We start from the raw sequence: 14,009 nt of genomic DNA, 5'->3' as shown, positions 1-14,009 counted from the left end.
TACTATTTTTTAAATCACATTCTATAATTCAAAAAAATAAAACAAACCAAAAACTTGTTTATATTGTAATACTAAAATAGGCTTTATTTGTTTTATTTGAAAATTTTATTTATTTTTTACTATAAACAACATTAAAAAACCCTTCGAGGGATACAATTATTCAAAATACGAACCGTCGGTTCACATTGCGGATAAAAATCCTTGACTTCGTCTTGCTTTTTCTCTTATATAACTATTATCAATTCCCCATTTTCTACTACAGATACGAGAGAAAAGATTTCATAGAAAGAAGAGGTGTCTTCAAATTATGTCTACATATAGACGTGTTGATTATCGTGCATTAGTTGATTTTGCTGCAGAGGTGCTCAAAGAAATAGGCTATCCTCAGCATAAAGCAGAAATAACGGCAAAAGTGCTTGCAGAGGCTGATGCGAGAGGAGTTTCATCCCACGGAGTTACCCGATTGAAGGTTTATAGAAACGAATTGAAAAGCGGACACGTTCGCCCTGAAGCGGATCCTGAAATAGTTTTCGAAACCCCAATATCTGCTGTTATAGACGGACACTACGGAATTGGATCGCATATATCCCAATTTGCAATGGAAATTTGCCTAGAAAAAACTCGTAAAAACGGAACATGTTATGTTGCAGTACGAAACTCCAACCATTTTGGGATGGCAGGACTATGGGCAGAAATGGCCGCTAAAGAAGGTTTTGTAGGCAGCGCTTTTACCAATACAATCCGCTGTGCTGTCCCTGCACTAGGACGCCAGCGTATGCTCGGAACAAACCCAATAGCTGTAGCTATTCCATCAGATGAAGAAGATCCTTTCCTTCTTGACATGGCTACAACAACCGCAGCTAGAGGCAAGTTAGGGGTATACAAGAGACGTAATAAGAAACTTCCTGAAGGTTGGGTTATTGATGAAGAAGGAATGCCTATTACGGGAGCCCAAGCAGCAACAGATCTTTTAGCAGATCCTACAAGAGAACTTGGCGGACAAGTTTATTTAGGTGGATCAAAAGAAGAAATGGGTGGACATAAGGGATACGGAATGGGCCTTCTTGTTGAACTTCTCTGTGCTCCTCTTTCAATGGGAAGCTGGACCCGAGATGTATTTCAAACTCCTGATGCCAATGTAAGTCACTTCTTCTCCGCTTTCAGACTTGATTTATTCGGTGATGCCGCTCCAATAAAAACATATGTAGGAGATATACTTCGGGCTCTTCGCACAAGCACTCCACTAAAAGATGAAGAACGAGTATATACTCACGGTCAAAAAGAAGCAGCTCGACGAAAGATGGCCCTTGAAAAGGGAGTAGAACTCGATGATGCGACATTATCAATGCTTGAAAACTTCGCCCAAGAGTTTGGTCTTTCTCCTTTAAAAGAATGGTAGAGCCATGAATACTACTATCTCTTTTTCCTACCCCGATTACGAAGGTGTTTCGATTCCTGAAAAAAATCTTGTAGCTGTGCTAAGCCCTGCTTGCCCACCGAAGCCCTTCAAAGATGATATCGAGGCTATCAACGCAGGTCTCAACGCTCCTGTCGGTGCCCCTAGGCTGGAAGAGTGCGTAAAAAGTGGACAGAAAGTGCTTATTCTTGCCGACGACAATACGCGCAATACACCTGCACACATTATTCTTCCTGAAGTTATGAAAAGACTTCAAAAAGCGGGAGTTGCACCTGAAGACATTTCTATTATGGTGGCCCTGGGAACTCACCGCCCTATGACTCAGGAAGAACTTGAGAAGAAATTTGGAAGTAATATCCTTGATAAATATACAATATCGCAACACTGTTGGAATGATCCCGATCAACTTGTCGAGCTTCCTCCTACAGAAAATGGAACAGAAATATGGGTGAATAAAGCTCTTTTAGAAGCTGATTTTGTTATAGGTGTTGGTCATATCACTCCTCACCGCGTCGTTGGTTTCTCAGGAGGAGCAAAAATAGTACAACCTGGCGTTTCGGGAGGCATTACTACAGGGCAAACCCACTGGGTAAGCGCTCTATATGACGGGAAAGACTTTATAGGGAAAATCGACACGCCTGTTCGCCGTGAAATGAACGCCGTGGGACTCGCCGCCGGATTAAAATATATCGTCAATGTGGTTCTTGATGGTAATGAAGAAATATATCGCTGTGTCGCCGGAGATCCCATAGAAGCACACAGAGCGGGCTGCAGCTCATCGAAAGAAATTTTTGGGGCATCTCTCCCTTGTCTTGCAGATATTGTTATTGTAGAATCTTTTCCTGCCGATGCAGAACTCTGGCAAGCCGCAAAAGGTATTTATTCTGGAGACCTCGCTCTCAAAAAAGATGGCATTCTCATTCTTGTTACTCCGTGTCCCGACGGTGTAGCTCAAGGACATCCCGAGCTTCTCGAAATAGGGTATCTCCCTTTCGAAGAAATTAAGAAAAAAGTAGATGAAGGCGAAATAACCGACCTGACAATGGCAGCTCATATTTCTCATGTAGGGCGAGTAATCAGAGACAAGGGACGAGGAATACTCGTTTCTGATGGAATAGATAAAGAAACTGCAGAAAAGATAGGATTTATGTGGGCTCCTTCAGCACAAAAAGCATTAGATATGGCTTTTGAACTGAAAGGGAAAGATGCTAGTGTTGTTGTTCTGAAAAATGGCGGAGATATCCTCCCCTTACTTGATGATTAAGGAGGGCAACCTGTGCAAAAGATATTTCAAACGCTACTAAAAGCTTATAAAGCTTTTCTCATCATTCTTACCCTTTCTCTTTTCATTATAGTAGGAGTTAATGTTTTTTGTCGTTACGTTCTTAACAGCTCCCTCAGTTGGGCAGATGAACTTTCTCGTTTTATTTTTATCTGGGTTTCGTTTCTTGGAGCTGTTCTTGCTTATGGATATAACGAACATATCGGATTGGATTTCGTTGTAGATCGTATTCCTTCTCCAACTATCAAACGTTTTATTCGCCTTGCTGCCGATTTCTTCATTCTTCTGGTTATCGTTATTCTTCTTCGCTATGGTCTTATCGTGGCAAATTCAGCTACAAACCTTTCTCCAGCACTCTACATTCCCATGAAGTGGGTTTACATCATCGCTCCTGTCAGCGCATTCATGATGCTCATTATCAATATTTGCAAGATATATGAGCATCTTGCATTGCTACTTGGCTGGAAAAGGAGTGAAGCCTAATGCTTTGGTTATTCTTAGGAATCCTTTTCTTCTTTATTATTTTCGGGTTACCTATTGTTTTCTGCTTGGGCCTTGCTAATATTGCTATGCTCCATGTTATGAATATTCCTTTCATGGTACTCCCAGCCAAAATTATTTCTGGAATGAACAGCTTTCCACTTCTAGCTATACCCTTTTTTATGTTTGTAGGAGAAGTCATGAACAGAGGTGGCATCGCTAAACGTCTTGTTGACTTTGCAGACTCTCTGGTGGGTCATATAACCGGAGGGTTAGGACATGTCGCCATTTTAAGCAGCATGTTCTTTGGAGGTATTTCCGGATCTGCCGTAGCAGAAGCAGCAGCCATAGGCGGACTTCTTGTTCCCCCGATGAAAGAGGAAGGCTATCCTCCTTCTTTTGCCGCTGCTGTTACAGCTTCTGCATCTGTAATCGGCATTATTATTCCTCCGAGCATCCCCTTTATTCTCTTTGGGATCGTTACAAACACATCTATAGCTCGTATTTTCCTTGGAGGAATCATACCAGGAATCATAGTGGGCCTTTCGCTCATGGTCACGACCTGGTTCCTAACCAAAAAGCATGGCTATGGGAAAATGAAAGGAAGCAGCCATAAGTTTAATATTAAAAGGGTTGCTCAAACCTTTAAAGGAGCTTGGCTTGCTCTTTCCATTCCTGTTATCGTCGTTGGAGGCATACTCGGAGGTATATTCACAGCTACTGAAGCAGGAGCAGTTTCTGCCTTCGTAGCCCTCATTCTTGGCTTATTTGTCTACAAAGAAATCACATTCCGCGATCTTCCTGATATATTTTTGAACACTGCCAAGACAACAGCCATTGTTCTCTTCCTCTGCGGAATGGCCATGGCAACCGCCTGGCTCCTTACAAGAGCACGTGTTCCTTTCGCCCTTGCAGAGCTTATACGCTCAATAACAGATGCTCGGCTTGGCGTTTTGATCATTGCTAATATCTTGCTTTTCCTTGTCGGATTCGTTATGGATCTTACTCCAGCCATGCTCATTTTGGCTCCTATTCTTCTTCCCGTTATGGAGTCTGTGGGAATTGACCCTGTTTACTTCGGAGTCATTATGTCTATCAACCTCGGGCTGGGGCTCATAACACCTCCAGTAGGAACAGTTTTATACGTGGCATGTGGAGTTGCTAACGTCAAATTCGAGGAACTCGTTCGGTCTATTTTACCGTTCCTCATAGCAGAGATTGTGGCTCTTATTTTGTTTATTTTCTTCCCACAGTTGGTTATGTTCATACCTAATGTGTTGATGAACTAGTTGGAAACAAATATGGCATCAAGACAGCGTTATTAAGCGCTGATTTTAAAAAGGGGTGAATTATTTATGAGAAGAAAGATTTTTTCAACCTTTGTATTGACATTGGCTCTTCTTACTGCATTCGCTTTTGCAGCCGCTGCTGCAGAGTATACCATCACGGCAGGCATTGGACTGAACGATAAGTCTGCTCAATACAAATCACTAGAGTACTTTAAAGAACTCGTAGAGAAAAATAGCGCTGGCAAAATAACAGTCGAACTTTACCATTCAAGCCAGCTTGGCGATGACAGAGAAATGATGGAAGCATTGAAAATGGGAACTCAGGAAATGACATGCCCTTCAACAGCTCCTATCAGCACCTTCGTAAATGGCTTCAAAATTTTTGATTTGCCTTTCCTCTTCCCGAACGAAAAAATTGCAGACTACATTCTTGACGGACCAGTTGGTCAGAGTCTTCTTGATCAGCTTAAAGATCAGGGGCTCATTGGTCTTGCTTACTGGGAGAACGGTTATAGAATGCTGACAAATAACGGTCATGCTGTTAAATCTCCTGCAGATGTACAGGGGCTTAAAATTCGTACCATGGAAAACCCCATTCACCTTGCTGCCTGGCGCGCTATGGGAGCCAACCCTACCCCAATGGCATTTGGAGAACTTTTCTCAGCCATGCAACAGCACGTCGTCGATGGACAGGAAAACCCATGGGGAACAATCTATCTTCAGAACTTCTTTGAAGTCCAGGACTTTGCTACTGATACAGGTCACGTCTACTCTCCTTTCGTTCTTCTCATTTCTAAATCTTTCTGGGATGGTCTGCCCGCAGATCTTCAGAAGGTTGTAAAAGACGCCGCATTAGAAGCAAAGGTTCACAATAGAAAATTGAACCGCCAAATGAATGCAGAATATCTTGAAAAGCTTAAAGAGAAAATGACTGTAACCATTCTTACCCCTGAGCAGAAAGCCGAATTCCAGAAAGCCGTACAGCCGGTATATGACGAATATGCTAACGAAATTGGTGCAGATCTGATTAAGCAGGTTCAGGATCTCATTGCTGAATATAAAGACTAAGTAGAAAAATACATTTGATAAGGGGGGAAGGGGTAAACCCTTTCCCCTTTTTTGCAAGGGAGGGTGAAAAATGCTAAGAAGTCAGAAAATGCGGTCCGTCGCAGCAGAAATGGACTCCCTTCGCATGGGATCTGGCTGGACCGCAGAAGAATTGGCACTGCCACAAATTATGATTCAAAGTACGATGGGTGAAAGTCATCCTGGAAGCGCCCATCTTCATTTGCTCGTAGAAGAGGCACAACATACTCTTCGAGAAAAGCAAGCCAGAGGTGCCGTTTACACAGTTACAGATATTTGTGATGGCATAGCACAGGGACATGATGGGATGAACTATTCTCTCCCTTCTCGTGACCTCATAACAGCTATGGTTGAAACACAAATTATGGCGACGCCCTTTGATGGGATTCTTTATATTTCATCGTGCGATAAAGCTATTCCTGCCCATCTCATGTCTATGGCTCGACTCGATCTGCCCGCAATCTTTATGCCAGGTGGAGCTATGTCGGCAGGCCCTGAGAATTTAACCCTCGAACAGATAGGAACATATCTTGCACAATATAAAAGAGGGGAAATTTCAGAAGAAAAATTTACATGGTATAAACAGCACGCATGCCCTACGTGTGGTGCCTGTCAATTCATGGGAACAGCCTCAACAATGCAAGTCATGGGAGAAGCTCTTGGTATGGCCCTTCCCGGCTCTGCCCTCATACCAACGGTGAGACCAGAGCTGAAAAAAATGCTTCAAGAAAGTTGTAAGGCTCTTCTATCCCTTGTGGAAAAAGATATATGTGCACGTCAGATTTTAAACGAAAAGGCATTCGAAAATGCAGTTATGGTTCATGCTGCAATTGCAGGTTCTACGAATGCCGTAATGCATATCGCTGCTATTGCTCATGAAGCGGGAATTTCCTTTAATGCAGATATTTTTGACCGTATTAACCGTAATATTCCATGGCTTGTTAATATAAAAACCAGTGGGAAGCATCCATCAGAGCTTTTCTGGTTAGCAGGCGGAGTTCCAGAAGTTATGAGACAAATTAGAGACTCTCTGAACCTTGACGTAAAAACCGTAACTGGAGAAACACTGGGAGAAAACCTTGAAAAGCTGGAAAAGGCAGGATACTTTGAACATCATAAAGAACTTATTGCCGAACGTGGCTTTGAAAAAGAAGAGATTATAAGAAGCAAAACTGCTCCTCTCAACGCTTCTGGCTCAATTTCCATTCTAAAAGGAAACCTGGCTCCAGAGGGAGCTGTTGTTAAACACTCCGCTATTCCTAAAGAAATGAATGTCATGATCGGACGAGCACGTCCTTTCAACAGCGAAGAAGAGGCATATCAAGCTGTTATTGACAAGGTTATACAGCCTGGAGATATTGTCATTATACGCTACGAAGGACCTCGTGGCTCTGGAATGCCAGAAATGTTCTATACAACAGAAGCAGTAGCTTCAGATCCTGAATTAGCGTCTTCTATTGCGTTACTCACTGACGGAAGATTTTCTGGTGCTACTCGAGGACCAGCAATCGGACATATTTCGCCTGAAGCGGCGCAGCAAGGTCCAATAGCTTTCGTTGAAGAGGAAGACCTTATAGAGATAAACATTCCTGAACGTCGACTCTCTCTTGTTGGAGTCCATGGAGAAAAATATACTGAAGAAGAAATGAAAAACGTTATCAAAAAACGCAGAGAAGAATATATCTCTCCAATGACGAAAAAGAAAAAAGGAATCCTCGCTCTTTACAGTCGCCATGCAAGTTCGGCAATGTTGGGAGCCTATATGGATTTTGAAAACTAAAAAACAAGAAAACTTAAAGAAAGAAGTGGGTATATATGAACGCTGTTCTTGAAACTATTGGGAAATGTGGTCTTATTCCTGTAATAAAACTTGACCATGCCGAAGATGCCCTTCCTTTGGGACAAGCCCTTATTGATGGAGGTCTTCCAGTAGCTGAGGTTACATTCCGAACAGATGCAGCAGAAGAATCCATACGACAAATATCAACACACCTTCCCAACCTTCTTGTTGGTGCTGGAACTGTACTGACAATCGATCAGGTGAAACGATCAGTTGATGCGGGAGCTCAATTTATTGTCTCTCCAGGTTTTAATCCTACGATTGTAGATTATTGCATTGACAACAATATTCCCATAACACCTGGAGTTAACTCTCCATCTCAAATTGAAATGGGATTAGAACGAGGACTTTCTATATTAAAATTCTTTCCTGCCGAAGCATCAGGCGGTGTCGCAATGCTCAAGGCCCTGGCCGGCCCCTATCGAAATGTGAAATTTATTCCTACAGGGGGCATAAATGCCGAGAACTTGAATAGCTATCTCGCTTTACCTGTAGTGCACGCATGCGGCGGCAGCTGGATGGTAAAAGGAGACTTAGTGGCGGCCAAAGCATTCGATCAAATAACAAAACTTGTACGCGAAGCTGTTTTTACAATGCATAATTTTTCTCTGGTTCACATAGGGATCAATGAAAGTTCGGAAGAAGAAGCTTTACGCTGTGCTCAGCTCTTCGAAAAGCTCTTCAATATGCCAGTAAAAAACGGAAATAGCTCGGTTTTTGCCGGCAAATCTTTTGAAATAATGAAATCTCCCTATCTTGGCAGCAAAGGACATATCGCCATTCATACGAATAGCGTTGAACGTGCCGTAGCCTATTTTGAACAAATGGGAATAAAGACCAGACCAGAAACAGAAAAAAGAAAAGATGGGCGGTTAAAAGTTGCTTACCTCGATATTGAAATATCAGGTTTCGCCATACATCTTGTAGAGTAAAAAAATAGGGTCTTGAGTTTTCTCAAGGCCCTATTTTTTACTAAATAATGTAAGCATCAACACCACGCCTGCGTATAGCAAATTCTCGACAACGTAATCGCTCGGAAGCAGTTTCCTCGCCATTTGCCACAGTAACGGCATAATTAAAAAGATCTTCTCCCAGCTCAGAAATACTCTTATCTCCGTCAATTACTAAACCTGCATTGAAATCAATGTTATCTCTCATATTTGCAAACGCCTGGGAATTACTTGAAACTTTAATGACAGGTATCCCTGGACAGCCCGTTGGAGTTCCTCTGCCAGTAGTGAAAAAAATCAAATTTGCCCCGCCAGCTGCCATAGCAACCATAGATTCAACGTCATGTCCCGGTGCATCCATAACAACCAATCCTTTTTGTTGAGGACGAATGCCATGACCAACAACCTCTACAATAGGCCTGGTACCTCCCTTACGAATACACCCCAAGGACTTCTCCTCTATCGTACTCAGCCCCCCAGCAATGTTCCCTGGGGAAATGTCTGCAATATCACTATGTCCAACACGTGCCATAAAATGTTCAGTCATTGCCACTAATTCCATAAGCTGAGAACCTACTTCTTCATTTTTACACTGTCGCCTTAAAATATCTTCCGCACCGATAAATTCTGTCACTTCTGTTAAAAAGACAGTAGCCCCTTCATCAACAAATCTATCACAGGCATTACCAACCACGGGATTTGCGGAAAGCCCAGAATAGCTATCGGAAGCGCCACATTCTGTGCCAATGATAAGGTCAGATAAAGCAACATCTACTTTCTCTTCCCTTTTTAAAATTTCGGAGAAACGGTGGATAATCTTATCCCCTTCTTCTATCGTCTTTCGTGTTCCTCCACATTTTTGAATTGATAATATTTCAACCGGTTTTCCCGTCCTCTTAATGGCACGGCTTACTTCAAGAAGTTTAACTGTTTCGCATCCTAAACTTACAATCAGAACAGCTCCAAAGTTAGGGTTTTTACCTAAGCCTACAAAAATATCTGTAATTTCCCTATTACTTAAAGGATCAAAGGTACAGCCATAAGGGTGAGAAATAGCAATGATATCAGGGTACCTACGCCCTAATTCCTCTACTACAGAATTACCACAAATAACTGTCGGAAGCACGAGTATATGATTGCGGATACCTACCGTTCCATCTGCCCGTCTATACCCTTTTAGAGAAATCGAGTTCATTTGTGTTCCTCCCTATACTCCTTGCCTCTGTTACTTCTAATGTTGTGCACATGAACAACTTTTCCTGCCTCTATATCTTGAGTAGCAACTCCGACAGGCTTCCCATATTTATAAATAAACGCTCCTTTTGGGATATAAGACAATGCAGCTTTAAAACCTCTTGGGATAGGCTCTTTAGCCAGTAATTCTTCTCCACAATAGTCTTTAGCTATTACAGCGTCCCCTGCCGCTATATCTTTTACTGCCGTAACAACTGAATCTTTTTTATCTATCAATATGGCGTTTGGAGTCATTCTTCTCATCCTTCCACAATGAAGCCTCAAAAAGCACAGCCCCCCCTCTAAAGAAAGGGAGGCTGCATTTATATCTTTATTTATTATTCATATACTCTTTATAAATATTTTCAAATTCCTCAACAGTAACAACATCTCTTTTAGCTCTTCCCAATTCCTTAACTTTATCGGTAAGAGGCTGCAAGTCATCTTCAGCATATGCCAAACCCATCTTATCCAGATACTGCATAATACTGTCTTTTCCACTTGATCCCCCGATAACAACATTAGCAGGTTCTCTTCCCACTAATTCGGGCATGTAAGGAAACATTGCTGCTTGAATTCCAGCTTGTTCAAGCCTGCTTTTTGCCTGTACAACTACTCCTGATTCCATCCAAAAAAGTCTTTTTCCAGTCACAGGTTTGTTGTAATGAATAGGAATTCCTGTAATCTTCTCAACCATGAGGGTAACATCGTTGATCCTGTCAAGGTTGATATTCGTATCGATATTAAGCAATAGTTCAAGAGCTGCGGCAACTTCTTCAGTAGCTACGTTACCCGTTCTCTCTCCTAAAGCATTAATCGATGAGTGTATTCCAGAAATACCTGCATATGCAGCAGCCATAACTGATCCCATGGCCATTCCAAACTCATTATGAACATGAAATTCTATCGGCGTATCTCCAAGTACTTTCTTTAATTCCTTAATAGAATGGTATATTGCTTGAGGAGTTGCCACTCCAAAACTGTCAGTAAAAACCACTGCTTCTGGATGGACCGCATCGACAACTGTTTTGTAAACCTTTTTGGCATAATCCAAAGTTCCTCGTGTTACGTCCCAACCCATAAAAGTAACTTTCAAACCAAGTGACTGAGCATAACTTACATTTGAAATAACACGATCAAGAAGCTTTTCAGTATCTGCATGATAGGCATAATAGTTTGTATATGGATTAACTGCGTGCTCAACTATTATTTTTTCGACTCCTGTTTTAGCAGCAAATTCGATATCATCTTTCCTTGCTCTGCAAAAAGGAATGAGTTCTGACGTTAAATTCATTTTTACTAAACGTTTAATGGCCCTTCCTATATCTTCCGATATAATAGGCATTCCTACCTCGATACTTTTTACGCCTAAATCATTCAATGCGACAGCGATATCTACACGTTCATCTTCTGTCCAATTCAAGCCACATGTTTGTTCGCCATCTCTCAAAGTTACATCATGGATGTATACTTTAGAAGAAGTTTCTTCTCCTTTCACCTCAGGCATAAAATTTAAAGGTGAAACCCATTTCTTTTCTCCGAAATAAGGAGCACCCTCCATTGGCATGTTTTCAAGAAGTTTCATCACTAATCCCCCTTAAAATATAACTACAACGTAAATTCACTATTTAAAGCATGGCAAGAGCTAAAAGGAGTGAATGATAGCGCTCTTCAGCCCCTGCGGACCTTGAAGTAAGGATAACTGGCTTAGTTGTACCGGCAAGTATTCCAGCAGAAGGGAAACCAGCGATATATGTTAAGCCTTTACAAAAGATATTCCCTGCATCAAGAGATGGAACTATAAATACATCTGCCCGTCCTGCCACATCACTTTTTATGTTTTTCTTTTCCTTTGCTTCCAGTGAAAAAGCATTATCAACAGCTAATGGGCCATCCACTAATGCCATAGTTTGACTTGAACGGAAGCTATCAGAGAGAATTTGAGCATCCCATGAAGATGATATTGTTTGAGTCGGAGTCTCGACACTCGATATAATTGCTATTTTGGGCTCTTCCACTCCAAGACGTTGCAATAATAATATTGCATTTTGAATAGTGATCTGTTTCTGCTCAACAGTTGGCTCAATCAAAATGCTTGGGTCCGATACAAAAAGTAACCCACGAGTCGGTATTTCAAAAGCAACGACATGAGTAACAAGAGAACTCGAGAGAAGCTCTTTCTTCTTTTTCAACAAACAATGCATAAAAGTATTTGTGTGAACAATCCCTTTCATTACAATCTGAACGTCATTAGAAACAAGCTTTTTAAAGGCTTCATCAACAGAATCCTGCTCATCTTTTATGTCAAAAGTAGCAAAATCGCTTTCTTTTAGTTCCGATGCTCTCAAATATTTAGCAATTAGAGTGGTATCACCTAAAAGAAGACCGTTGCAGATACCTTTTTTTTGAGCCCTATCCAATGCTTTTAAAATCTCTATGTCATACGGACAAGGTACCGCTACAACATTCTCTTTGTTTTGGTGCAATGCTTTTGTTTCAAAATCTGCAAACTGGGCCATCATATAAAATCTCCTTCTGGATAAACACGAGCCCGCTCTTTGCCTTCCATAACATTCAAAACACGCAAAGCTAATGCTTCCATTTCAAAGGATCCTGGAAAAAATAAAACTTGCGTCATTTTTGAAAATCTATCGCTTAAAGCAGAACAAATTCTTTGTGACTTTGCAATTCCACCAGTAATACATAAAGCATCGACTTTGAAATTTAAAATGGCAACAATACTTCCAATAGTCTTTGTCAGTTGATAAAGATATGCCTGCATCAAGAGGGAACTTTTTTCATCCCCAGCTAAAATTTGTTCTTCAATCTGCTTCAAGTTTTTGGTTCCCAAATATGCTTTAAACCCACCGTCTCCCTCTATCATGCGCATTACCTCATCTTTAGAAAACTTTCCGGAAAAACAAAGACTAACTAAATCTAAAGTCGGTAATCCTCCAGATCGTTCAGGCGTAAAGCTCCCTTCAAAATCATTAATAACATCAATCATGCGTCCATTTTTATGGGCACTAATAGTTGTTCCACCACCTAAATGGGCAACTACAAGGTTGAGGTTCTCATAATTCATACCCAACTTCAAAGAAGCTTTACGTGCAACTTCCTTAGAATTAAGAGCATGACTTAAACTTTTACGCGTAATGAGAGGGGTACCTGAATATCTTGCTTCAGGTACCATCTCATCTACAGAAACCGGATCAACTATATAGACAGGACACTTTGCAACTTCTGCAAAATCTTCTCCTAAAAAGACTGCAAGCGAAGATGCATGTGCTCCATTAATGCTGCTTTTAGAATCTTCAAGAAGAGCATTATTCACAGAATACACACCAGAAGGAACTGGCCGTACCCGCCCTCCACGTGCAGCTATTGCATTAATTTCACTTAAGGGAATATCGGCCTCAGAAAGCGCTTTCATGATTACTCGTTTTCTTTCTCCATATTGCTCCCATATTCCCAGGGATAATATCTCTTGATCATGCTCATATGAAACCTCTGATAGACATGAGCGATCTTCATAAATTGCTACTTTCGTTGAAGTAGATCCCGGATTAATGGCTAGAATCTTAAATGCCATGAATATCAACCCTTTACTTTTTAATCAATGGAAGCAAATCGATGTAATGCCTCAATGCTACTTCTTACATCTTCTTCAGGATTATCAGTAGGGAAGGATTCTACTGATACGAATCGATCATATGACGCTTTTCCCAATAAATTAAAGAATGAAGAAAGGTCAAAAGAACCATATCCCAGAGGTAAGCGGTCTGAATCACAGACATGTACATGGTCAACCCAACTCATTGCCATATCGATACTATGAGGAATATCTTCATCTTCCGAAATCATATGTATGTAATCAAGCATGAGGCGAACATTTGCTACCCCCAACAATTTAAGAAAATCAACACCTTCAGATGTAGTTAATATGAAATTTTCATAATCTTTACATATGGGTTCAATCAACAGATGCGCATCTCTCGACACAGAAGCACATTCGCATAAACACTCTTGAACCCACTGTAACGTTTTTTCTTTGGGGATATTTTCTAAAAAGCGCCCTCGCAACCGACCAACGTTGACATGAGCTCCCAAATCAGAGGCTATTTCCATTAGTTTTTTAGTTCTTCTCACAGCCTCTTTACGTACTTCGTCATCAGGATCGGCAAAAGACAACTTATCCTCCCCGTACATTTCCCCAGTACAAATAACAGGAACTTCTAATTCATATTGCACAGCTTTTTCAGCTAACAATTCAAGGTTTGCCTCAAATGGATTTTTTGTCATAAATTCGACTCCGTCGTAACCTTGAGATTTCAACAATTTAAAGAGACTATCGTAATCCCCTCTTAGCGCTGTTATATGTTTTCCTTTAACTTCAGGTGTTGCAATCATGTACGCAAATTTCATTATCTGC

At 41.2% G+C, this 14,009-nt stretch carries 13 protein-coding genes; 7 read left to right on the top strand and 6 right to left on the bottom strand.

Going from position 1 to position 14,009, the window contains the following annotated elements; genetic code table 11:
- Positions 1 to 307: 307 nt before the first annotated feature.
- The 7 genes from RBH88_RS01185 to eda all read left to right on the top strand — a co-directional run bounded on the left by RBH88_RS01185 (position 308) and on the right by eda (position 8,326).
- Positions 308 to 1,399, top strand: coding sequence for an Ldh family oxidoreductase (locus tag RBH88_RS01185; RefSeq protein WP_307879789.1), 1,092 nt, complete (start codon positions 308 to 310; stop codon positions 1,397 to 1,399).
- A 4-nt stretch (positions 1,400 to 1,403) separates the two neighbouring features.
- On the top strand, positions 1,404 to 2,681 hold the full coding sequence (larA, locus tag RBH88_RS01180; protein WP_213691024.1) for a nickel-dependent lactate racemase: 1,278 nt from the start codon (positions 1,404 to 1,406) through the stop codon (positions 2,679 to 2,681).
- 12 nt (positions 2,682 to 2,693) lie between these two features.
- On the top strand, positions 2,694 to 3,182 hold the full coding sequence (locus RBH88_RS01175; protein ID WP_213691023.1) for a TRAP transporter small permease: 489 nt from the start codon (positions 2,694 to 2,696) through the stop codon (positions 3,180 to 3,182).
- Positions 3,182 to 4,468 carry a TRAP transporter large permease gene (locus RBH88_RS01170; RefSeq protein ID WP_213699290.1) on the top strand — a complete coding sequence of 429 codons (1,287 nt, stop codon included), beginning with the start codon at positions 3,182 to 3,184 and terminating at the stop codon, positions 4,466 to 4,468. The genes RBH88_RS01175 and RBH88_RS01170 overlap by 1 nt, the downstream gene beginning before the upstream one ends.
- A 66-nt stretch (positions 4,469 to 4,534) precedes the next feature.
- Positions 4,535 to 5,536 (top strand): TRAP transporter substrate-binding protein, encoded by a 1,002-nt coding sequence (locus tag RBH88_RS01165; protein WP_213691020.1) that lies wholly within the window; start codon positions 4,535 to 4,537, stop codon positions 5,534 to 5,536.
- A 70-nt stretch (positions 5,537 to 5,606) separates the two neighbouring features.
- Positions 5,607 to 7,334, top strand: a complete 1,728-nt coding sequence (ilvD, locus tag RBH88_RS01160; protein WP_213699289.1) for a dihydroxy-acid dehydratase — start codon at positions 5,607 to 5,609, stop codon at positions 7,332 to 7,334.
- Between the two features lie 35 nt (positions 7,335 to 7,369).
- Positions 7,370 to 8,326 (top strand): bifunctional 4-hydroxy-2-oxoglutarate aldolase/2-dehydro-3-deoxy-phosphogluconate aldolase, encoded by a 957-nt coding sequence (gene eda, locus RBH88_RS01155; RefSeq protein WP_213695575.1) that lies wholly within the window; start codon positions 7,370 to 7,372, stop codon positions 8,324 to 8,326.
- A gap of 40 nt (positions 8,327 to 8,366) precedes the next feature.
- Here eda and RBH88_RS01150 read toward each other — a convergent pair whose 3' ends face one another.
- From RBH88_RS01150 to RBH88_RS01125, 6 genes are all read right to left on the bottom strand, one after another.
- Positions 8,367 to 9,539 carry a UxaA family hydrolase gene (locus tag RBH88_RS01150; RefSeq protein ID WP_213691017.1) on the bottom strand — a complete coding sequence of 391 codons (1,173 nt, stop codon included), beginning with the start codon at positions 9,537 to 9,539 and terminating at the stop codon, positions 8,367 to 8,369.
- Positions 9,536 to 9,832, bottom strand: coding sequence for a UxaA family hydrolase (locus tag RBH88_RS01145; protein WP_213691016.1), 297 nt, complete (start codon positions 9,830 to 9,832; stop codon positions 9,536 to 9,538). Before RBH88_RS01145 ends, RBH88_RS01150 begins: the two co-directional genes overlap by 4 nt.
- A gap of 76 nt (positions 9,833 to 9,908) precedes the next feature.
- Entirely contained in the window at positions 9,909 to 11,162 is a 1,254-nt protein-coding gene (locus RBH88_RS01140) for a LeuA family protein (RefSeq protein WP_213691015.1), read from the bottom strand.
- 43 nt (positions 11,163 to 11,205) lie between these two features.
- Positions 11,206 to 12,099 carry a phosphate acyltransferase gene (locus RBH88_RS01135; protein ID WP_213695577.1) on the bottom strand — a complete coding sequence of 298 codons (894 nt, stop codon included), beginning with the start codon at positions 12,097 to 12,099 and terminating at the stop codon, positions 11,206 to 11,208.
- Positions 12,096 to 13,169 (bottom strand): butyrate kinase, encoded by a 1,074-nt coding sequence (buk, locus tag RBH88_RS01130; protein ID WP_213691013.1) that lies wholly within the window; start codon positions 13,167 to 13,169, stop codon positions 12,096 to 12,098. Before buk ends, RBH88_RS01135 begins: the two co-directional genes overlap by 4 nt.
- 20 nt (positions 13,170 to 13,189) lie before the next feature.
- Positions 13,190 to 14,002, bottom strand: coding sequence for a sugar phosphate isomerase/epimerase (locus RBH88_RS01125; protein ID WP_213691012.1), 813 nt, complete (start codon positions 14,000 to 14,002; stop codon positions 13,190 to 13,192).
- Positions 14,003 to 14,009 lie beyond the last annotated feature (7 nt).

It is taken from the genome of Aminobacterium sp. MB27-C1, assembly GCF_030908405.1.
Classification (GTDB): Bacteria; Synergistota; Synergistia; order Synergistales; family Aminobacteriaceae; genus Aminobacterium.
The sequence above is the reverse complement of the archived record's forward strand: the minus strand, read 5'-3'. Positions and strand labels throughout refer to the sequence as shown.